General features: G+C 66.4%; 21 protein-coding genes. 10 read left to right on the top strand and 11 right to left on the bottom strand.

Annotated features, from left to right (window positions below; genetic code table 11):
• Window positions 1–57: 57 nt before the first annotated feature.
• Window positions 58–450 (bottom strand): hypothetical protein, encoded by a 393-nt coding sequence (locus tag VM621_RS02390; RefSeq protein WP_325467394.1) that lies wholly within the window; start codon window positions 448–450, stop codon window positions 58–60.
• A 186-nt stretch (window positions 451–636) separates the two neighbouring features.
• On the opposite strand from VM621_RS02390, the gene VM621_RS02385 reads away from it, so the two are divergent.
• Entirely contained in the window at window positions 637–1,413 is a 777-nt protein-coding gene (locus VM621_RS02385; protein WP_325467393.1) for a ferredoxin--NADP reductase, read from the top strand.
• A 6-nt stretch (window positions 1,414–1,419) separates the two neighbouring features.
• On the opposite strand, the gene VM621_RS02380 is transcribed toward VM621_RS02385, so the two are convergent.
• On the bottom strand, window positions 1,420–2,070 hold the full coding sequence (locus VM621_RS02380; RefSeq protein ID WP_325467505.1) for a serine/threonine protein kinase: 651 nt from the start codon (window positions 2,068–2,070) through the stop codon (window positions 1,420–1,422).
• Between the two features lie 96 nt (window positions 2,071–2,166).
• Between VM621_RS02380 and VM621_RS02375 the strand changes: the two genes are divergently transcribed.
• The 3 genes from VM621_RS02375 (at window position 2,167) to VM621_RS02365 (ending at window position 5,265) form a co-directional block, all read left to right on the top strand.
• Window positions 2,167–2,937 carry a DUF3298 and DUF4163 domain-containing protein gene (locus VM621_RS02375; RefSeq protein ID WP_325467392.1) on the top strand — a complete coding sequence of 257 codons (771 nt, stop codon included), beginning with the start codon at window positions 2,167–2,169 and terminating at the stop codon, window positions 2,935–2,937.
• The gene (locus VM621_RS02370; RefSeq protein WP_325467391.1) at window positions 2,937–3,419 is read left to right on the top strand and encodes a DUF456 domain-containing protein; all 483 of its coding nucleotides are present in this window, start codon (window positions 2,937–2,939) and stop codon (window positions 3,417–3,419) included. The genes VM621_RS02375 and VM621_RS02370 overlap by 1 nt, the downstream gene beginning before the upstream one ends.
• 73 nt (window positions 3,420–3,492) lie before the next feature.
• Complete coding sequence (locus VM621_RS02365; protein ID WP_325467390.1) at window positions 3,493–5,265, top strand: DUF885 domain-containing protein; 1,773 nt, start codon at window positions 3,493–3,495, stop codon at window positions 5,263–5,265.
• A 279-nt stretch (window positions 5,266–5,544) separates the two neighbouring features.
• Here VM621_RS02365 and trhA read toward each other — a convergent pair whose 3' ends face one another.
• A complete protein-coding gene (trhA, locus tag VM621_RS02360; protein WP_325467389.1) occupies window positions 5,545–6,210 on the bottom strand; it encodes a PAQR family membrane homeostasis protein TrhA in 666 nt (221 codons plus the stop codon).
• A gap of 125 nt (window positions 6,211–6,335) precedes the next feature.
• On the opposite strand from trhA, the gene VM621_RS02355 reads away from it, so the two are divergent.
• Both VM621_RS02355 and VM621_RS02350 read left to right on the top strand, forming a co-directional pair.
• The gene (locus VM621_RS02355) at window positions 6,336–7,163 is read left to right on the top strand and encodes a universal stress protein (RefSeq protein WP_325467388.1); all 828 of its coding nucleotides are present in this window, start codon (window positions 6,336–6,338) and stop codon (window positions 7,161–7,163) included.
• Between the two features lie 161 nt (window positions 7,164–7,324).
• The gene (locus VM621_RS02350; protein ID WP_325467387.1) at window positions 7,325–7,990 is read left to right on the top strand and encodes a TonB family protein; all 666 of its coding nucleotides are present in this window, start codon (window positions 7,325–7,327) and stop codon (window positions 7,988–7,990) included.
• A 42-nt stretch (window positions 7,991–8,032) separates the two neighbouring features.
• On the opposite strand, the gene VM621_RS02345 is transcribed toward VM621_RS02350, so the two are convergent.
• Window positions 8,033–8,326: a hypothetical protein gene (locus tag VM621_RS02345; protein WP_325467386.1), complete on the bottom strand. Its 294-nt coding sequence runs from the start codon at window positions 8,324–8,326 to the stop codon at window positions 8,033–8,035.
• A gap of 166 nt (window positions 8,327–8,492) precedes the next feature.
• On the opposite strand from VM621_RS02345, the gene VM621_RS02340 reads away from it, so the two are divergent.
• Together VM621_RS02340 and VM621_RS02335 are read left to right on the top strand one after the other, a co-directional pair.
• Window positions 8,493–9,071, top strand: coding sequence for a cysteine dioxygenase family protein (locus VM621_RS02340; protein ID WP_325467385.1), 579 nt, complete (start codon window positions 8,493–8,495; stop codon window positions 9,069–9,071).
• A 47-nt stretch (window positions 9,072–9,118) separates the two neighbouring features.
• The gene (locus tag VM621_RS02335; RefSeq protein WP_325467384.1) at window positions 9,119–10,513 is read left to right on the top strand and encodes an FAD/NAD(P)-binding protein; all 1,395 of its coding nucleotides are present in this window, start codon (window positions 9,119–9,121) and stop codon (window positions 10,511–10,513) included.
• 22 nt (window positions 10,514–10,535) lie between these two features.
• Here the strand turns inward: VM621_RS02335 and VM621_RS02330 are convergent, their stop codons facing one another.
• Both VM621_RS02330 and VM621_RS02325 read right to left on the bottom strand, forming a co-directional pair.
• The gene (locus VM621_RS02330; RefSeq protein ID WP_325467383.1) at window positions 10,536–11,552 is read right to left on the bottom strand and encodes a zinc-binding alcohol dehydrogenase family protein; all 1,017 of its coding nucleotides are present in this window, start codon (window positions 11,550–11,552) and stop codon (window positions 10,536–10,538) included.
• Between the two features lie 17 nt (window positions 11,553–11,569).
• Complete coding sequence (locus tag VM621_RS02325; RefSeq protein WP_325467382.1) at window positions 11,570–12,757, bottom strand: MFS transporter; 1,188 nt, start codon at window positions 12,755–12,757, stop codon at window positions 11,570–11,572.
• Between the two features lie 127 nt (window positions 12,758–12,884).
• Between VM621_RS02325 and cls the strand changes: the two genes are divergently transcribed.
• Both cls and VM621_RS02315 read left to right on the top strand, forming a co-directional pair.
• Window positions 12,885–14,294: a cardiolipin synthase gene (gene cls / locus VM621_RS02320; protein WP_325467381.1), complete on the top strand. Its 1,410-nt coding sequence runs from the start codon at window positions 12,885–12,887 to the stop codon at window positions 14,292–14,294.
• 73 nt (window positions 14,295–14,367) lie between these two features.
• The gene (locus tag VM621_RS02315) at window positions 14,368–15,135 is read left to right on the top strand and encodes a prolyl oligopeptidase family serine peptidase (RefSeq protein ID WP_325467380.1); all 768 of its coding nucleotides are present in this window, start codon (window positions 14,368–14,370) and stop codon (window positions 15,133–15,135) included.
• Window positions 15,136–15,169: 34 nt separating this feature from the next.
• On the opposite strand, the gene VM621_RS02310 is transcribed toward VM621_RS02315, so the two are convergent.
• The 5 genes from VM621_RS02310 to VM621_RS02290 all read right to left on the bottom strand — a co-directional run bounded on the left by VM621_RS02310 (window position 15,170) and on the right by VM621_RS02290 (window position 19,912).
• The gene (locus VM621_RS02310) at window positions 15,170–15,565 is read right to left on the bottom strand and encodes a hypothetical protein (protein ID WP_325467379.1); all 396 of its coding nucleotides are present in this window, start codon (window positions 15,563–15,565) and stop codon (window positions 15,170–15,172) included.
• Between the two features lie 30 nt (window positions 15,566–15,595).
• A complete protein-coding gene (locus VM621_RS02305) occupies window positions 15,596–16,783 on the bottom strand; it encodes an MFS transporter (RefSeq protein WP_325467378.1) in 1,188 nt (395 codons plus the stop codon).
• Window positions 16,784–17,028: 245 nt separating this feature from the next.
• A complete protein-coding gene (locus tag VM621_RS02300; RefSeq protein WP_325467377.1) occupies window positions 17,029–18,045 on the bottom strand; it encodes a Gfo/Idh/MocA family oxidoreductase in 1,017 nt (338 codons plus the stop codon).
• A 15-nt stretch (window positions 18,046–18,060) separates the two neighbouring features.
• Window positions 18,061–19,053, bottom strand: coding sequence for an inositol 2-dehydrogenase (iolG, locus tag VM621_RS02295; protein WP_325467376.1), 993 nt, complete (start codon window positions 19,051–19,053; stop codon window positions 18,061–18,063).
• Window positions 19,046–19,912 carry a MurR/RpiR family transcriptional regulator gene (locus VM621_RS02290; RefSeq protein WP_325467375.1) on the bottom strand — a complete coding sequence of 289 codons (867 nt, stop codon included), beginning with the start codon at window positions 19,910–19,912 and terminating at the stop codon, window positions 19,046–19,048. Before VM621_RS02290 ends, iolG begins: the two co-directional genes overlap by 8 nt.
• Window positions 19,913–20,083 lie beyond the last annotated feature (171 nt).

Here is a 20,083-nt window from a genome sequence, read left to right as displayed (position 1 = left end):
GCTCGGATGCCGCTGAAGCGGCCCTCCCAGGTCTGCCGTTTAGCGCGGGCCAGCTGTCTAGCGGGCTTCCCCGGAAGCCGCGACCACCCTTTCGATGTAGCCGAGGATCTCGGCGACGCTGAGTTCGAAGACCCCGGCGTCGCCGTTGTCATATGCCTGGCGCCAGACGGCGTAGCCGTTCTCCCAGGCGGTGTCCGGATCGGCGGCCGGGGTCAGTTCGCGCAGGCTCTTGTCCAGCGTCGTCCGCAGGACCGCGGCGTGATGCATGGCGGGCTGGGCGCCCCCAGGCACGCGGTGGTTACGCAGTTTCACGCCCAGGATGGAGATGTGGAAAACCTCGCCGTCCTCCGGCTCCACCCCCATCTTGCGGATAGCGACCCGGGAGCCGTCCTCACCGGGGCGGTGGTCGTAGGTCCAGACCTGGCCCTCGGCATAGTCGGGCTTCGTCATCGGTAGCACCTTGTTCCATCGGGGATTGGCATCTTAGAGGTTGGGGCCACCGGGGGATATGGATTATCCTTGGCGCCACGACGCGCGAGGCAGCGCGGCCCCGCGGGCCGCTTCCCCAGCTGATCCCCAGGCACCCGCGCATGGCGCGGTAGCTCCGTCACGACGACTTCGAGGTTTGAACAGACCATGGTGGCATTGGCGACCGAGCACGTCATCGACGTGCACCATTGGAACGACACGCTTTTCAGCTTCCGCACCACGCGCGATCCGGGCTTTCGCTTCGAAAGCGGGCATTTCGTGATGATCGGCCTGGAAGTGGAAGGCCGTCCGCTGATGCGGGCGTATTCGATCGCCAGCGCCCATTACGAGGAACACCTGGAGTTCTTCAGCATCAAGGTCCAGGACGGCCCGCTGACCTCGCGCCTGCAGCACCTGAAGCCGGGCGACCCGATCATCGTCAGCCGAAAGCCGACCGGCACCCTGGTACTGAACGACCTGAAGCCGGGCAAGCGCCTGTACCTGCTGGGCACGGGCACGGGCCTGGCGCCGTTCCTGTCGATCATCCGCGACCCGGAGACCTACGAGCGCTTCGACACGATCGTGCTCGCCCACGGCGTGCGCCACGTGAACGACCTGGCCTACTCCGACTATATCGAGAAGGAACTGCCCGAACACGAGTACCTGGGCGAGCTGGTGCGCGAGAAGCTCCGTTACTACCCGACGGTCACCCGCGAAGCGTTCCGCAACCGTGGCCGCATCACCGACGCTATCGCCGATGGCGAGATGGCCCGCACGCTCGGCCTGCCGCAGATCAATCCGGCGGAAGATCGCGTGATGCTCTGTGGCAGCCCCTCGATGCTGGACGATATCTGCGTGCTGCTGGACGGTGAAGGCTTTCAGGCTTCGCCGCGCACGCGGGAGCCGGGGGATTACGTGATCGAGCGCGCCTTCGTGGAGAAGTGATCCGTCTCAGCGCCGGATGCGCCCCTGGCCTTCGTTGTCCCAATAGCCGAAGACCCGTCGCGCGATGAGCTTGTAGAGTCGCTTGCCGGTCGCGCGCCACAGTCGCGAATGGGGTGCCGGCGCGGAGAGGATGGCCCGCTGCCGGGCAGAGAGGCGCTCAGGCGCATATGTGCGCTTGTGCTTGAGCAGGTGACGCAGGTCTTCGCGCGCCAGCAGCCGGAACAGGTTGCCGCGGCGCCCCCGGGTCCAGGCGATCTGGAAATCCACCAGCCCCGGCGATCCATCGTCACGCACCAGCCAGTTCGGCTCCTTGGCGAGGTCGTTGTGCACGATGCCGCGCCGGTGCAACCGGGCGAGCAGGCGCAGGGCGTCGCGGTAGTAGGCGGGGTCCAGCGGCTTGCCCACCTGCATCGGTTCGCCCGCCATGTAGCTGCGCTCGAGCACGCGACCATTCCATGCCAGCAGTCGCGGCACGCCGTCGATGCCGTCGAGCCGGGCCAGCGCACGCGCTTCGCGCGCGGCGGCACGACGCGCGAACCAGCGTGCCCACCAGCGTGCCGCTGCGATATCGCGACGAATGAGCTGCACGCCGCCACGCTGGACACGCTCGATGCGGCCGAGCTCGTCGGCTTTGAGGAGGGTGACGGTTTCCGTCATCGTGTCGTGCACGCGTTTCCTTCGGTTCGTTGACGCTTCCTGTGCCGCAAGAGGGCTACGCTAAGATGCGTAGCCTCGCAGGGAGGAATTGCCGACATGCTGGTGCGACACATCCTGTCGCTGGTCTTTGCCACGGCCGGCCTTGCTGCCTGCCGCGGCGGCGCGGACCGGACGAACGGCGGGGACTCGCCGCCGCCCGCACGGGCGAGCGTCGACAAGGATACCGAATCCGGCCAGGAGGGCCTGTATACGATGGAATTGTCCCTGCCCGACCTGCCGCAGCGGGCCGAACCCCTGCGCGCGACCATCCAGCGGTATGTGGACCGGCAGAAGCGCGCCTTCATGGACAGCCTCGACGCGCCCGGTGCGCGCGAGCGCGCCCGTGAGCTGCCCTGGGACCTCGACCTGGACATCGCCGTCGCCTCGCGCACCGACCGCTTCATCAATGTGCAGGTCGATGGCTCCGCATTTACCGGCGCGGCGCATCCGGCGCCCATCGTCGATAGCTTCACCTACGACATCCAGGCGCGACGCGTCGTCGGCATTCGCGAGCTCTTTGCCGATCCCCACGCGGCCGAAAAGGCCTTCGCCGCCGAGGCCCGCCGTCAGTTGCTCACCGCCCTGGACGACCAGGACGAGCCACTCGCCTCGGACAGCGCGCAGATCGACGCAGGCACCGAACCGGGCAAGGATCACTTCCGTGTCTTCAGCCTGCTCACCGGCCCGGACAACAAGGTGCACGGTCTTACCTTCATCTTCCCGCCCTACCAGGTGGCCTCGTACGCCGCCGGCCCGCAAGCCGTGGACGTGCCCAGCGACGCCTTCTCGGCCTATCTCAAGCCGGAATACCGCGAGGCGTTTCGCTGATGGATCTGTTCCTGTACGTCCTTGCGGCCGCCCTGATCGTCGGCGGCCTGGCGGGCGCGATCCTGCCGATCCTGCCCGGTGTGCCGATGATCTTCGGCGGCATCTGGCTGGCCGCGGCCGTGGACGAGTACCGCCACCTGGGCTGGGGCTGGCTGGTGGCGATCGGCATCGTCGCCACCCTGGGCATCGCCGTGGACTTCGTCGCCGGCTCGCTGGGAGCGAAGAAGATCGGAGCCAGCCCACGGGCGCTGTGGGGCGCCGGCATCGGCACGACCGTCGGCATGTTCTTCGGTCTTCCCGGCCTGCTCATCGGCCCCTTCGCCGGCGCCGTCATCGGCGAGCTGTGGTCGGGCAAGAGCGTCCTGCGCTCGGCGCATGTCGGCGTCAGCACCTGGTTCGGCATGTTGCTGGGGGTTCTCGCCAAGGTCGTGCTGTCCTTCCTCATGATCGGCATGGCGGGTGTCGCGCTGCTCTTCAACTGACCGGTCTTCCGGCACATTGGCGGCAGCCCGGCGCAACGGCTAGTCTCGGCGGATCATCACGGGGGAGAGACCCATGTTCCGACGACTGACCCTGGCCGCTGCCGTCACGTTCGCCATCGGCGCCGTGCATGCGCAGGACACCAAGCCCGCCGACTGGATCGCCCGCAGCAACGCGGATGCCCAGGCACTGCTCGACATCACCGCCCGCTTCAGCCCCGAATCGGCCACCGATATCGGTGTGAAGGGCTACGACGAGAAAACCGCGGACCTTGGCCCCGATACGGACAAACGCCAGCGCGACGCCCTCGTCGCGGCGCGCGCGACGTACGCGCAGCGGTTGGCGGAGGAAAAGAATCCCAACGTCCATCAGGACTTGCAGATCCTGATCAAGCAGATCGACGGCAGCATCAAGGGTCTCGATCTCAACGACAAGTACCTGCTGCCCTGGTACGACGCGGGACAGATCGTCTTCAGTGGCGAGTTCTCGCTACTCAACGAACAGAGCACCGCGGAACAGAACAAGGCCGCGCTCGGCCGCCTGAAGTGCTACGTCGGCATGACGCCGGGCTGCACGCCGCTGGTCGACCAGGCGCGCGCTCGCACCAACGAGAAGCTCAACGACAAGGCCCTGCTCGGACCGGTCAAGGCCGACGTCGAGCAGAAACTCGGCAACACCCAGCGTTACGTCGACGGCATCCGCAAGCTCTTCGTCGAGAAGAAGGTCGCCGGCAGCGACGAAGCCATGGCGAAGCTGGACAAGCAACTGAAGGATTACAACGCCTGGGTGAAGAAGACGGTGCTGCCGCGCGCGCGCACGGACTTCCGTCTCCCCGAGCCGTTGTATGCGTACAACCTCGAACAGGTCGGTCTCGACATCACGCCACGTGACCTGATCGGTCGCGCGCAGCTGGAGTTCATGGAGACCACCTATGCGCTGCAGGCGCTCGCGCCGGTGGTCGCCAAGGCCGAAGGGCTGCCGGACGGCGATTATCGCGATGTGCTCAAGGGCCTGAAGAAGAAGCAGCTGGCCAAGGACAAGGTCGAACCCACGTACCACGAGGTATTGCTGAAGATCGAAGACACGATCCGCAAGCAGCGCATCGTCGAACTGCCGAAACGCCAGATGGCCATGCGCCTGGCCTCCGAGGCGGAGAATGCGCGCACGCCGGCACCGCACATGGACCCGCCGCCCTTCGTCGGCAACACCGGGCAGCGCGGCACCTTCGTGCTAACCTCGGGCAATCCGCCGACCAGCGGCGAGAAGACGCAGGCATACGACGATTTCACCTTCGAGGCCGCGGCGTGGACCTTGACCGCGCACGAAGGTCGACCGGGGCACGAGCTGCAATTCGCCGCGATGGTCGAGCAGGGTGTGTCGCTCACGCGCAGCCTGTTCGCCTTCAACAGCGTGAACGTCGAAGGCTGGGCGCTCTATTCCGAAATGGAAATGATGCCCTACGAGCCACCGGCAGGTCAGTTCATCGCGCTGCAATTCCGCCTGCTGCGTGCGGCGCGCGCCTTCCTCGACCCCATGCTCAACCTCGGCCTCATCGACCGCGACCGTGCACATGACATCCTCGTCAACGACGTCGGCCTGTCAGAGCCGATGGCGCGTCAGGAACTGGATCGCTACACGCTGAACAGCCCCGGCCAGGCCACCGCTTACTTCTACGGGTACACGCGCATCCTGCAGCTACGTGCCGAAACGCAGACCCGGCTGGGCAGGAAGTTCGACCGCAAGGCCTTCAACGATTTCCTGATCGCCCAGGGCCTGCTGCCGCCGGACCTGCTCGGCGAAGCGGTACGCACCCGCTTCATTCCGGAGCAGGAAAAGAAAAAGGGTTGATCGCTTTGTGCTTGTGTAGGGGTCGCTTCAGCGGCGACAGGGTGCTTGAGGAAACCTGGCCCGCTGCCGCGGATTCGCCGCTGAAGCGGCTCCCACAGGGTTGCAGCTGGCACCAGACTCGCCGCTGAAGCGGCTCCCACAGGTTTGCGGCTGGCACCGGATCGCCGATGAAGCGGCTCCTACAGGTCGGCGGCTGGCAACCGATCGCCGATGAAGCGGCTCCTACTGGGTAAGGATCGCTGGCGATTGGTCGCTTAACGCATTCGGTTCCGCGGTGGATCAGTGGCCGGGTGCGTCGGGGATGACGTAGAGCAGAATGGCCAGGAAGTGCAGCACGCTGCCGGCAAGCACGAACAGGTGCCAGATCGCGTGGTGGTAGGGCAGCCGCCGCGCCATGTAGAAAGGCACGCCCAAGGTATAAGCCAGACCGCCGGCGAGGAGCAGCAACAGCCCGCCGGTTTCCACGTTCTCGCGCAGCGGCTCGATCGCGATCACCGCGACCCAGCCCATCAGCACGTACATCGCCACGGCCGCCTTGCGATAGCGCTTGAGCATGCCCAGTTCGGCCAGGCTGCCGACGATCGCCAGCGTCCAGATCATGCCGAACAGGCCCCAGCCCCATGCCCCCGGCAAGGCCAGCAGGGTGAACGGCGTATAGGTGCCGGCAATCAGCAGGAAGATCGCGATGTGATCGAAGGTGCGTAGCACGCGCTTGGCGGCCGGGCCGGGGATCGAGTGATACAGCGTCGAGGCCGTATACAGCAGGATCAAGGTGCCGCCGAAGACCGAGCTGGCGACCACCGCGCGCGGGCCGCCGTACATGGCCGAGAACGCGACGAGGATAGCCAGCCCGGCAATGCTCAACACCAGGCCGATGGCGTGGATCACGCTACTGGCGACTTCCTCGGCGAAGGGATAGCTGGGCTGCGCGATTTCGGTGGCCATGACGATTCCGGACGACGCAAAGATCCGAGGGTAACCGATGCCACCGCTCGTTGCGAAACGCTCGCAATTGGGTAGCCGCCGCAGACGGTCATTGACCTCGCGCGCCGCACGTTGTTCCATGGGCCATGACACTCGAACTGCTCCTGCACATCGGTCGTCTTCCTCCGCAGGGTGCCGGCCTGCGCGCCGCCCTGGCCATCGCCACGCGTATCGACGCCAGGCTCGATGCCATGCACGTGGTGGACCTGCCCGCGGCGGCCTTCACCGTGCCCGAAGCGGTACCGATGCAACTGGACGCGGTGCGCCAGCGCGCGACGGACGCGAAGGCGGTCGGCACGGACTGGTCGCAGCTGCTCCAATCCCGCGGCCTCAAAGGCAACTGGCGGGTCGGCAACGGCGACACCGTCACCCTGCTCTGCCATGCCTCGGCCGGCTACGACATGCTCGTGATGGAACGTTCGTCGACGATGCGCGGCGACGCGCCGGTCGGCTTCGGGGTCGTCTCCCGCACGGTCTTCGGCGCCAGCCGGGGCGTGCTCGTGGTGCCGGAGGCGGCGCCGGTGGAGACCCTTGGCGAACACGTGCTGGTGGCCTGGAGCGGTAGCCGCGAGTCCGCGCTTGCCGTGCGTTCGTCGCTTCCGTTGCTGCGCAAGGCAGCCCGGGTCACCGTCATCGACGGCAGCCGCGATGAAGACCTCGACACCTGTGCGCTACCCGATACCGATATCTGCGGCTGGCTCGACACCCATGGGGTGAAGGCCGAAGTGCGCAGGCTGGATGCGGCGGCGCAGGCTTCGCCCGGTCCGGCCTTGCTCGACCTCGCCCACCAGGAAAAGGCGGACCTGATCGTGATGGGCGCCTGGGGGCGGTCGCGGTTGTCGGAGATGGTGCTGGGCGGAACCACCCGGTTCCTGTTCATGCAATCGGATGTGCCGATGCTGGTGGCGCATTGAGGTTCCGTCAGGGGTAACGAAAAGCCATCTAAACGGCCAGCTTGCAAGTTCCTTCGAAGCCTGCCTACTCTGCAACCGGACCTGAACACGATCCCCGCCGGTCCCCACCGGCCGTGTTCCCGACCGCGCCTTACCTTCCCCCACGTTGCAGGAGGTGGCTCATGTCGTTCGCTCGTCCGCAGTCCCTGGCCGGGATTCACCCGGATACCGTCCGCATCGTCGCCATGAGTGCGGCCATCGCGCTCAACGCCGCCGCGCTTATCGCCGTCATGCGACCGATGGTCGCCCAGATGGCGGACACGCCCCCGTCGCCCAAGACCTTCGTCCTGCAGTTCGTCGAACCACCGCCACCCGTGAAGCCGCCACCGCCGATCGAGCTCGAACGGTTGCCGACGAAGGCGCCCGTCGTCACGCACGTGCAGAAGCAGGTCGAAGCACTACCGGTCGTCGCGCCGCCCGTCGCTTCCGACGAGGGCTCGGTGCCGATGACTCCTCCCGCGGCGGCGGTCGATACGGTGTCGCCGCCGGCCGTGCAGGCCGGGCCGGTCGAGGCCACCCTGGCCTACGTATCCGCGCCCGCGCCGAGGTATCCCGCCCAGGCCATTCGCGGGCACATGCAGGGCACGGTGACGCTACGCGTGCTGGTCGACGAGACAGGCAAGCCGCTGGAGGTGATCGTCGAGTCCAGCAGCGGCCATGAACTGCTCGACCGGGCGGCCCGCGACCAGGTGCTGGCGAGGTGGCGCTTCCAGCCGGCGCAGGCCAACGGACACCAGGTCCGGGCCTGGGCGCGCATCCCGGTGACCTTCGACCTCCGGAGTATCTGAGGCCGGGCGAGGAACGCCCCGGCACGGGCCGGGGCGTTCCGGTCAGCGCTGTGCCGCCGGCATCACGACCACGTCCGGGCGGCGCGACGACCGCGCGATGGCCCAGACGATGAAGGCCAGGAAGGCGACCGGCAGCAGGACAGGCAGCAGGGCCAGGGCGACGACGGGCGCCACCACCAGCATCGCCACGCCGCCGATGACGGCGCTGAGGACGCCGCCGACGATGCTGAAAACACCGCCGATGATGCCGAACACCAGCTTCAGCACTGCGCCGAGCAGCGCGAAGACCAGCCAGAAACCGACGGCAAGGACGACGAGCGAGGTGAGGACGATCATGGCTTTACTCTCCGTGGGACGACAGCCGCCAGGGGGCGGTTCCGACAGTTCGATGCGGCCTGCGCGGGAACAGTTTAAAGCGCTTTGCGAAAGTCCCGGGTTACGACTGTTTAACGGGACCCATGCTCCACTTCCCGCCAGTTGATTCATTGGACGGCCTTGGGCCATGGGTAAGCGTTCTTCCATCATCAAGACCTTGCGGGACATCGCGCTCGATCATTCGGACGTGGAGCACCCCGACCTCGCCTCCATGGGGCGTGAGATCGGCCGGGTGCTGCACGTCCGCCACGCCGACGTTATCGACGCGCTGGGGCCGTTGCGCGAGCGCCGTCGCGGCTTCGAACGCTGGATGGTGGCCGAACGCGCCCGTCCGGACGTCAGCATCCTCGTGTTGGCGTGGCCTCCGGGCTATGCCACGCCGGTGCACGACCACGGTGGCCTGTGGGGCCTGGAAGCCATGATCGCGGGCGCCCTCGAAGTGGAATCCTTCGACAAGGACGACGCCGATCATTCGCTGCGCAGCATCGGCCGCACCTGGCTCGGGCCCGGCGATGCGACGTGGTTCGAAGCCACGGAAGCGCACGCCCATCGCTGCCGCAATTTGTCGCGGCACGACACCGCGCTCACGCTTCACGTGTACGGTGGCGATCTGGCACAGTACCTCGCGTATGAGCAGCCCGGTCCTTCGGGACACTGGATCGCGCGACCGAGGCAATCGATTATTGCGGGACGCCTGACGGCCTGACGGTCTAACGGCCCTCCACCCCTAACCCAAGGGCGAAGGACCAAAGCATGTTTCATAAAGTCGCCATCATCGGCGGTGGCGCGGCAGCGGCGACGCTGGTGAGCGAATTGCTGGAGCGTCGTACGCCCCGGCCGTTGCACCTGAACTGGTATGCCGGCGCCGCGGGCGCCGGGCGCGGCGTCGCCTATGGCACGCCATCGGAACGCCACCTGCTCAACGTCCGTGCCGCTTCCATGGGCATGTTCGTCAGCAAGCCGGGCGGATTCCTCGAATACGCGCAGGCGCTGAATCCGGCCGTGAAGGGTTCGGATTTCCTGCCGCGCCGAATGTACGGCGACTTCCTCCAGTCGCGTGTCGAGCAGGCGGTCAAGAACGCCAGCTCGTTCGGCCACGATGTGAACGTCATACCGTTCATGGCCGAGTCCCTGGTGCCGTCCAGTGAAGGCGTCACGATCGGCTACGGCGACGAAGTCGCGCAGGCGGAGGCCGCCGTGTTGGCGATCGGTTCGCTGCCTCCTCGCCCGCTGCCGGGCGTGGAAGACGCCGCGATCGCCAGCGGCCGTTACGTGACCGATCCCTGGCCGTATCTGGTTTCGGCGCCGGTGGACGAACGGCCGTTGCGCGTACTGGTGATCGGTCTTGGCCTCACGGCCGTCGACGTCCTTCTCGAACTCTCCGCGCGCTGGCCGAACGCCGCGTTCACCGCCCTCTCGCGTCACGGCAAGCTGCCCGAGCCGCACCTGGCTTCCGCATCCGCACCCGGCGACGACGACGGCGACCTGGTCGAGACCATGCGCGACGACCCCAACCTGCGCATGTGGATGCGCGCCCTACGCGACGCGGCGGCGCAGGCCGAGGACTGGCGGACCCTGGTCGACGGTCTGCGTCCACACACGCAATCGCTATGGGCCGATCTGCCCGAGGCCGAGCGCGCACGCTTCCTGCGTCACGCACGCTGGGCATGGGAACGGGCGCGCCACCGCATGCCGCCGCAGGTGGCGAGCGCCATCGCGGGGCTGGAACGTGCCGGCCGCCTCACTCGCGGACGCGGACGGATGCGTAGTGTCTCGCTGTCCGTCGAGGGTGCTCTCGATGTGAGGCGCGCCCTTCCGGGCGGCGGTGAAGCCGTGGAATCCTACGATATCGTGATTCAGACGGTCGGTCTGAACACCGACACGCTGCGTACGGAGCACCGCCTGGTGCGGCAGCTGGTGATCGACGGGCTGGTGAAGCCGGACCCGCTGGGCCTGGGTTTCGCCGCGCTGCCCGATGGACATCTGCTCGACGGCAATGGCCGTCCGCGTTCGAACCTGTTCGCGGTCGGCAGCCTGCTGCGCGGTGCGCTGTGGGAATCCACGGCCATCCCGGAAATCCGCAAACAGGCGCAGAGCGTGGCCAACATGCTCATGGCCGAGAGTGCCGAGCGCGCGCACGCGCGCTAGGCACCCTGTCGCCGGTCTCCTCTCAGGCAAACCCTGCGAGGACGACCTTGCCGATCGTCTTGCCGCTCTCGAGCATGGCGTGCGCCTTGCGCAGATTGGCCGCGTCGATGACACCGACATGCTCGCGCATCGTCGTCTTCACGACGCCCGCATCCACCAGGTTCGCCGCCTCGTCGAGGATGCGGCCCTGTGCGGCCATGTCCTCGGTGTGGAACAGCGAGCGCGTGTACATCAGCTCCCAGTGCAGGGAGAGGCTCTTGCGCTTCATCAGGCGAATGTCGATCGGCTCGGCAGGATCGTCGATCAGGCCGAACTTGCCATGTGGCTTGAGCAGCTCGACCAACGCCGGGAAATGCTCTTCGGTACGCGTCAGGCTCAGCACATAGTCGACACCATCCGGCGCGACCGCGCGCACCTCGTCGACCAGCGACTTCGAGTGGTCGATCACGTGGTGCGCGCCCATCGCCTCGACCCACTCACGCGTTTCCGGACGCGACGCCGTGCCGATGACGGTGAGGCCGGTAAGCCGCCGCGCAAGCTGTACGGCGATGGATCCCACACCGCCCGCGGCGCCGACGACCAGCAGGGTCGCGGGGCGGCCCTGCGCGCCGTGCGGAATACCCATGCGCTCGAACATCAGCTCCCACGCCGTCACCGTGGTCAGCGGCAGCGCCGCCGCCTCGGCCATGCTCAGCGTGGACGGCTTGCGTCCGACGATGCGCTCGTCAACCACGTGGAATTCGCTGTTGGCGCCCGGGCGGTCGAGCGCACCGGCGTACCACACGGCGTCGCCCACCTTGAAGCGCCGCACTTCCGGACCGACCGCGACCACGGTGCCCGCCACATCCCAGCCAAGCACTTTGTCGCTGCCTTCCGGGTCGGTGTTCCTGCGGATCTTGGTGTCCACCGGATTCACCGAGATCGCCTCGACCTTCACCAGCAAGTCGCGGCCGCGCGCCTCGGGCCTGGGCAGCTCGACATCGAGCAGGCTCTGCGGATCGTTCACGGGAAGCGGGGTGCGATAAGCGACGGCTTTCATGGGAGCTCTCCTGGAAGTCAGGCGCCTTCGGTCACGGACGTCATGGGACGGCGGCGCTCGAGCGCAATACTGGCCATCGTAGCAAGGAGCCCGGCCACGGTGACCGCGGCACCGGTCAGGCTCACCGCCGGCATCGAGTAGCCCGCGGCAAGCACGGCGCCGCCGAGCCACGCGCCGCCCGCATTGCCCAGGTTGAATGCAGCGATGTTCAGCGTGGAAGCCAGGTTCGGTGCGTCGCCGGCCACGTGCACCACGCGCGATTGCAGCGGGGCGATGGTGGCGAAGGCGGCGATACCCCACAGGAACACGGTGACGATGGAGGCGATCGTCGAATGCATGGTCCAGGCAAAGGCGACCAGCAGCGCCGTGAGCACGACGAGGATGCCCATCAGGGACGGCATCAGCTTCCAGTCGGCGAGGCGCCCACCAAGCATGTTGCCGATGGTCGTGCCGATGCCGAACAGGATCAGCACGGCGCCGGTCCAGTGCGGGCTCACATGCGACTGTTCCTGCAGGATCGGTGCGATATAGGTGAACACCGTGAACACGCCACCGAAGCCGAGCACCGTCATGCCCAGCGCGATCAAGGCCTGCGGCTCGCGTAGCACGCGCAGTTCGCGGCGCATGTCCGGCGCCTTGAGGTCGGGCAGCGAGGGAACGAAGCGAACCACGCCCAGCGCGGCGATCACGCCCAGGCCGGTGACCGCCCAGAACGTCGAGCGCCAGCCGGCCCATTGGCCGAGGAAGGTGCCGAAGGGAACGCCGAGCACGTTGGCCAGGGTCAGGCCGGCGAACATCAGCGCGATGGCGCGCGCGCGTTGGTTGGCCGGCACCAGATGCGCGGCGACCACCGCACCGATGCCGAAGAACGAGCCGTGACAGAAGGCGGCAACCACACGGGCCACCATCAGGATGTCGTAGTTCGGGGCGATGGCGCACAAGGCGTTGCCGAGGATGAACAGGCCCATCAGGAGCAACAAGGCGTGCTTGCGCTCCATCGTCGCGGTGAGCGCGGCAAGCAACGGCGCACCGACGGCGACACCCAGGGCGTAACCGGAGACGAGCATGCCGGCGGAAGGGATGCTCACTTTGAGGTCGGTAGCGACCTCCGGCAGCAGGCCCATGATCACGAACTCGGTGGTACCGATCGCGAACGCGGCCACGGCCAGTGCCAGCAAGGGCAGGCGGGACGAAGAGGAGTTCATGGGTTAGGCTCGTAGGAAGCGATAACGTGGATTGTCCGCCCCAGGCCCTTATGCACATACACCCGCACGCGACAAAGACTCTTGCCGCAGAATTGAAGATCGGGGTGCCAAGCCCATGATCGGTTCAATGATCGCCATCGCCGCACTGACCCTGCACGCGGCGGGAATCTTCGCCGCCATGCACGCCGTGATGCATACGCGCACAGCCCAGGGGGCGTTCGCCTGGGCGCTCGGGCTGGTCTTGCTGCCCTACGTCACCCTGGTCCCCTACTTTTTCCTCGGCGCGAGCCATTTCGGCGGCTATGTGGACTTGCACCGTCAGCGCCAGGCCCGCTTTTTCATGCTCCACGAGGAAGCCGAAGTTTCCGCCCGGCCCGGCCTGCTCCCGGTTACCGCGTCGGTCAGCGACCCACGCTACGATGCCATCGGCCGCATGCTGAAGACAGCCATGCATGGCGGCAACGGCCTGTCGCTGCATATCGATGGCGAGGATGCGTTCAAGGCCATGTTCGCCGCCATCGCCCGGGCGGAACACTATGTGCTGGTGCAGTTCTTCATCATCCATGACGACGTGCTGGGCCGGCGCCTGCGCGACGCCCTGCTCGAGCGCGCGGCGGCCGGCGTCGAGGTCTGCCTGCTCTACGACGGCATCGGCAGCCACGACCTGCCGGCGAGCTACGTCGACGCACTTCGCGACGGCGGGGTCACCGCGCGCCGCTTCGCCACGCGCCGCTGGCGCAACCGTTTCCAGCTGAACTTCCGCAATCACCGCAAGGTGCTCGTGGTCGACGGCATCCGTGGCTTTGTCGGCGGCCTCAACGCCGGCGACGAATACCTCGGTGCGAAGCCGCCGCTCTCCCCCTGGCGCGACACGCACATGGAGATCGAAGGACCCGCCGTGGCCGACCTGCAACGCGTCTTCGCCGAAGACTGGTACTGGGTCACGGGGGAGCGACCGCCGTCGTCGCCGCCGCCGGAACGTTGTGGCCGCGCCCATACGATGATCGTCGCGACGGGTCCGGCCGACCGCCAGGAAAGCTGCTCGCTGTTCTTCACCCAGGCCATCCACGCAGCGAAGAAGCGCGTATGGATCACCACGCCCTACTTCGTGCCCGACCAGTCCGTGTTCGGTGCGCTGCGCCTGGCGGTGTTCCGCGGCGTGGACGTGCGCATCCTCTTCCCCAGCCGCCCCGACCATCGCACCGTGTTCATGGCCTCCACGCTCTATGCGCACGAGGCAACGCTGGCCGGCATCCGCATGTTCCGTTACCAGCCCGGCTTCATCCACCAGAAGGTGATGCTGATCGACGACGACACCGCCGTGGTCGGCAGCATGAACCTGGACAACCGCAGCTTCCGCCTGAACTTCGAGATCTCCGCGTTGAACGTGGACGAGACTTTCGCCGGCGATGTCGAAGCGATGCTGACCCACGACTTCGCGCAATCGGAAGAGGTCAACGAGAACGACTACAAACGCCTGACTTATCTGCAGCGCGTGGCCTTGCACGTCGCCCGCCTGTTCGACCCCGTCCTCTAGCGCCGGGGCGTCCCTGCCCGCTGCCGCGGGATCGCCGATACATCGGCTCCTACCTCAGACTGGAACCATCCGCATGCTGCGTACTCTCGCCTTCCTCTCCGCCATGGTCGTCACCGGCGCGGCGTCCGCCGCTCCCGCGCAGCTCGTCGAGCGCAGCGTGGACATCCAAGGCAAGAGCTACCGCTACCAGGTCTTCGTCCCCGCCGATGTCGAAGGCAAACGCCCTGCCGTCGTCCTGTTCCTGCATGGCAGCGGCGAACGGGGAAGCGACAACCAGGCGCAGCTTTCGCAGGGCCTGCCGCCCTGGCTGAAGCAGCACATGGATTTCCCCGCTGTCGTGGTGATTCCGCAGGCGCCGAACGATACCGAGTGGACCGACAAGGCCGATGCCGACATGGCCCTCGCCGCGCTCGAGAAGAGCGTGAAGGAGTTCCATGGCGACCGTAAACGCCTCTACCTGACCGGTCTGTCGATGGGCGGCTTCGGCTCGTGGCAGATCGCCGCCGACCACCCGGGCATGTTCGCCGCGGCCGCGATCATCTGCGGCGGTGTCGAGGCGCTGCCCGACGACGGTCGAAACCTCTACGTCCACGGCGTGCCGAAGGGCGACGACGCGTACGCATGGGTCGCCAAGAAGGTCGGCAAGCTACCGGTGTGGATCTTCCATGGCGGTGACGACAACGTCGTGCCGACCGAGCAGTCTCGCCGGATGAACGCCGCACTGCTCAAGCGCCATGCCGAAGTGAAATACACCGAGTTTCCCGGTGTGAATCATGGTTCGTGGGAGAAGGCGTACGCCACGCCGGATCTGTGGGACTGGATGTTCAGCCACGAAGCCTGAAGAAGACCTTCCGTGGGAGCCGATTCATCGGCGGTCAGGACGAGCGCATGCCCGCCAACAGACGCTTCAAGCCGCCGGAGAACATTGCCCAACCAAGGCAAGCGCCGATCAGCGCGCCGACGATGTCGAAGAACACGCGCAGGCCGATCGCGTCGGGATCGTGCACGGCGGCCAGCTTCAGCTGTAACAGCGTCAGCGACTGCAGCGGCGCCATGGTGAAGTAAAGCAGGTCCCACATATCCTGGCCGCCACCGAGCGCCACGGTGAGGACGAAGGCGATGGATATTTCCTTGCCGTCGCTCCAGCCGTTGCTCTTGCCGGCGAACGCATGCAGCAACGCGTAGACGACGATGCCGGCCAGCAGCGCGATGCCGCCCGATTCGAGCGCACCGATAATGCCAAAGCCCATCCAGCTGCGATCGTACGGCATGAAGAAGACTCGTGAGGGATCAGGCAGCCATTATGCCCGTGCGTTGGCCCGTTGATCGCGCGGCGACGGATCGCGGCCGAAACGCAGGTACAACGACACGGAAAGGATCGCGGCGGCCAGCGAGGCGAAGCCCGCCAGCAGGAAAATCGCCGGGTAGTCGTACAACCCTGCGATCCATCCACCGACCGGGCCGGTAAGGCCCAGCGCCACGTCGAGGAATACCGAATAGGCGCCGAGCGCGGCACCACGGTTGTGCGTGCTGACCCGGCCCACGGCCTCCACGCCCAGCGCGGGGAAGACCAGGGCAAAACCGGATCCGGTCAGCGCCGCACCGGCCAACGCGGCGTGCGGTGTCGTGCCCAGCCAGAGCAGGATCAGCCCCAGGCATTCCACCACCAGCGAGACGATGGCGACACGATAACCACCGAAGCGATCGATGGCGTTACCGAAAATCAGCCGGATGCCGATGAAGCAACCACCGAAGACCGAAAGCGACAGTGCCGCGTCCGCCCACTCGCGGCTGGCGTAATACAACGCCACGAAGGTGGACAGCGAACCGAAGCCGATCGAACCCAGCGCCAGGCCCACGCCGTACGGCATCACGCGCGTCAGCACGCTCTTGAACGGCAGGCGTTCGCCGTGGCTCGGCGCCACGCGTGCCTTCGTGAGCGCGAACGGCAACGCGACCAGGCCAAGCGCGAAGGTGAGGATGCCCAGCGAAATGAAGCCATGGTCCCGTGCCAGCATCACGCCCAGGGGCGCGCCAACCGCGATACCGCCGTACGTGGCGATGCCGTTCCAGGAGATCACCCGCGCCGTGTGTTCGCCGCCGATACCGCCGATGCCCCAGGTGATGGAGCCCGTGCTCACCCAGCTCTCGGCGAAACCGAGGCCAAGACGGCTGAGCAGGATCAGCGTGAGCGACAGCGCCGGAATCTTCGGCACGATGGCACCCAAGGCGAGGAACAGGCCCGAGATCGCCAGCACTACGAGGCCGGCGGTGACGGTTCGCTTCGGACCCATCGCGTCCGCCATGCGTCCGGCATGCGGCCGGCTGAGCAGGGTCGCAAGATACTGCGCACTCACGGCAAGGCCGGCAATGATCGTGGAGTAGCCCAGATCCAGGTGCGCGAAGCCCGGCAGGACGGCAAGCGGAATGCCGATGCACAGGTAGCAGACGAAGGAGAAGACGACCGACGACAGGATGCGCGCAGTCACGGCGAAGCGCCGGCCGCGGGTGGGAACTAAGGGAGGAAGAGACATGGCCTGGGATTATACCGTGGCGTTGCTGCGCTGCGTCATTGGGCGTTTATGAAGGGATCTTCATGCGGGGTTTCGCGAGCACCCATCGCCGCTGAAGCGGCTCCCACAACGAGCAGACCTTCGGGAAACCGCGGCCTTGTGGGAGCCGATTCATCGGCGAACCGGCGGCAGCCGGCCAGTCCGCCGCCGACCCACCCACATCAATCCAGCACCACCGGCTGCCCGCTCTGCAACGACTCCCTCAACGCAATGGCGATCCGCGTCGCCTCCACCGCATCGTCCATCGTCAGTTCGAACGGCGTGTCGTCCAGCACCGCATCGACAAAATGCTTCGCCTGGGTCACGAACGCCGGGGCGAAACGCTCGTAGAACGAAGGCAACACCGTATTGCGAACGCCATTGGCATCGGCGATCTCGACCCGATCGGCGCGCGGATTGCGGCCCACGCTCAAACGCCCCGCCGTGCCGGTGATGTCCGTATGGGTGTCGTGCCCATGGGCCTGCGTGCGCGACGCGTAGAACATCGCCATGCGGCCACCCTCGAATTCGACGATGGCGATGCCGTTGTCGACATCGCCCATCGCTTCCAGTGGCGGATACATCGCCACCGTGCCGGCCGAATAGACCTTCTTCGCTTTCGGACGTCCAAGCAGCCAGCGTGCGAGGTCCACATCGTGCACGCTGCAGTCGAGGAAGATGCCGCCGCTGGTGGGCGCGAACTTCAGGAAAGCGCCACTCGGATCGGCCAGGTCGGTGGTCTGCGAATAGACCAGGAAGGGACGGCCGATACCGCCGGCTTCGATATGCTGGAACGCATGCCGGTAGCTTTCGTCGAAGCGGCGGACGAAACCGACCATCGCGCGCTTGCCCGCCTTCGCCGCATGTGCGGCGGCGCGACGGCAATCGTCAAGCTCCAGCGACAACGGCTTCTCGCAGAACACGTGCTTGCCCGCATCGAGCGCCTGCTCGATCTGTGCCGCATGCAACGAGGTTGGCGTGACCAGGAAGACCGCGTCCAGCGAGGGATCGGCCAGCATCGCCTCGTAGTCGTTGTAGATCGTGGGCACGTCGAGCGTATCGCGCGCCCAGGCACGCTCGCTCTCGACGGGGCTGCACACGGCAGCCAGCTCCGCCCGCGGGATGGCACGGGCGAGGTTTTCGGCGTAACGCTGGCCAAGCCGGCCGAGGCCGGCCAGGCCGATACGGAGGGAAGTCATGAAGGGCGCTCCGCGTCAGATGTTCACGGCCACGACCTGGCCTTCTCGCCAGGAACGGGCGGCGGCTTCGGCCAGTTCGAGTGCCTTGATGCCATCGGCGATGGTGGTGCGCACCGGCGTGCCGGCGGCCAGCGCATCGAAGAAATGCGCGATCTCGGCGGCATAGGCCTCGCGATAGCGCTCGAGGAAGAAATGCTCGGGCAGATCGTGGGCGATGTTCTTCGACGTGTGCGAGACCACCTGGGTCGGCGCGACGTTGCCGGCCTGGAGCATGCCCTTGCTGCCCAGCACTTCGAAGCGCTGGTCGTAGCCGTAGGCGGCGCGACGCGACGTATTGATCTGGCAGAGCTTGCCGCTCTTCGTGCGGATGGTGACGGCCGTGGTGTCGATGTCGCCCGCGGCTTCGATCGCCGGGTCGGTCAGGCAGCTGCCGGTGGCATGGACGCTCACCGCTTCGTCGTCGAGGATCCAGCGGAAAATATCGAAGTCGTGAATCAGCATGTCCTTGAAGATGCCGCCCGAACTCTTGATGTAGCTCACCGGAGGCGCGCCCGGATCGCGGCTGGTGACGACCAGCAGTTCCGGCGTACCAACCTCACCCTCTACCAGGCGCTTCTTCAAGGCCGAGAAGGTCGGATCGAAGCGGCGCTGGAACGCGATCATGCAGACCACGCCGGCCTTCTCCACCGCGGCCTGGCAGGAACGCGCGCGCTCCACGTCCAGGTCCACCGGCTTTTCGCAAAAGATCGCCTTGCCCGCGGCGGCGGCGCGATGGATCAGGTCGGCGTGGGTATCGGTGCTGGAGCCGATGACGACGGCACCGACGGCCGGATCGTTCAGGGCTTCATCCACCGTGGCGACCTTGGCGCCATGCTTGTCCGCAAGTTCCTGCGCCGATGGCGCGTGCACGTCGACCACATAGCGCAAATGCGCTTCGGGGTGACGGGCGACGTTGCCCGCGTGAATCTTGCCGATGCGACCGGCACCGAAAACGGCAACTTCAATCATCGTATTCTCCTCGGGGAAGTGTTTCTTCAACTGTGAGTTCGAGCCGGTAGGCCAGCGCGACGAACAGCGCCTGGCACAGGCACATGGTGCTGGTGAGGCCGCGGAACGCGAACGCGCTCCCCTCCTTCACCTTGAGCAGGACATCCGAATGCCGGGCCAGCGGACCGAGATCGCTCTCGGTGATGGCGAGCACGCTGGCCTTGTGCTGTTGCGCCACACGCATCGCGTACAGGGTTTCCTTGCCGAACGGTGGGAAGCTGATGGCGATAAGCGCATCGCCCTTGCCCATGCTGCGCAATTGTTCACGAAACATGCCACCGAGGCCGCTCACCAGGTGCACGCGTTTCTGCGTGTGCTGTAGCGCATAGGCGATATACGTGGCGATGGCGAACGAGCGGCGCACACCCATCACGTAGATATTCTCCGCCGTGGCGAGCATATCGACGGCTTTCTGGAACCGTGCCTCGTCGAGTTCTTCGGCCAGTTCGTCCAGGCCGGCGCGACTGGCATCGATGAAGCGCGAAGCGATCTCCACCGCCGGCATGGCCGAGGCGCGATTCTTGATGACGCTGCGGATGCGTTGCTGGTAGCTGCGCGAAGGCGAGGTCTGCGCGGTGAACGCATCGCGGAACACCGATTGCATCTCGGTGAAGCCGCTGTAACCAAAGCGCTGGGCGAAACGGACCACCGCCGACGCATGCACCCCGCAGCCTTCGGCGATCTCACCGACGCGCTGGACCATGATCGAACTCCGATGTTCCTCAAGGTATCGGGCGACGCCCTGCAACTGGCGCGGCAGGGCCTCGAACTCCTCGGCGATGCGCTGCATGAGGGCATCGGCTTCGCTGCGTTTGGCCATCGTGCACTCCTGTAGGGACCGGGCGCATTGAAGCACGCGATGGAACATATTTTCCATTTATTTTTTTGCTGCAATGCAAATTGCAACGCCGGAACAGCGGGTCCATGCTCGGTCCGCTTTCGGCAAAAAAGCGGCCCTACGGCCGCATCGCGATTCGACACCCGTCCGGCC

Source organism: Luteibacter sp., assembly GCF_035539195.1.
Lineage (GTDB): Bacteria > Pseudomonadota > Gammaproteobacteria > Xanthomonadales > Rhodanobacteraceae > Luteibacter.
The sequence above is the reverse complement of the archived record's forward strand: the minus strand, read 5'-3'. Positions and strand labels throughout refer to the sequence as shown.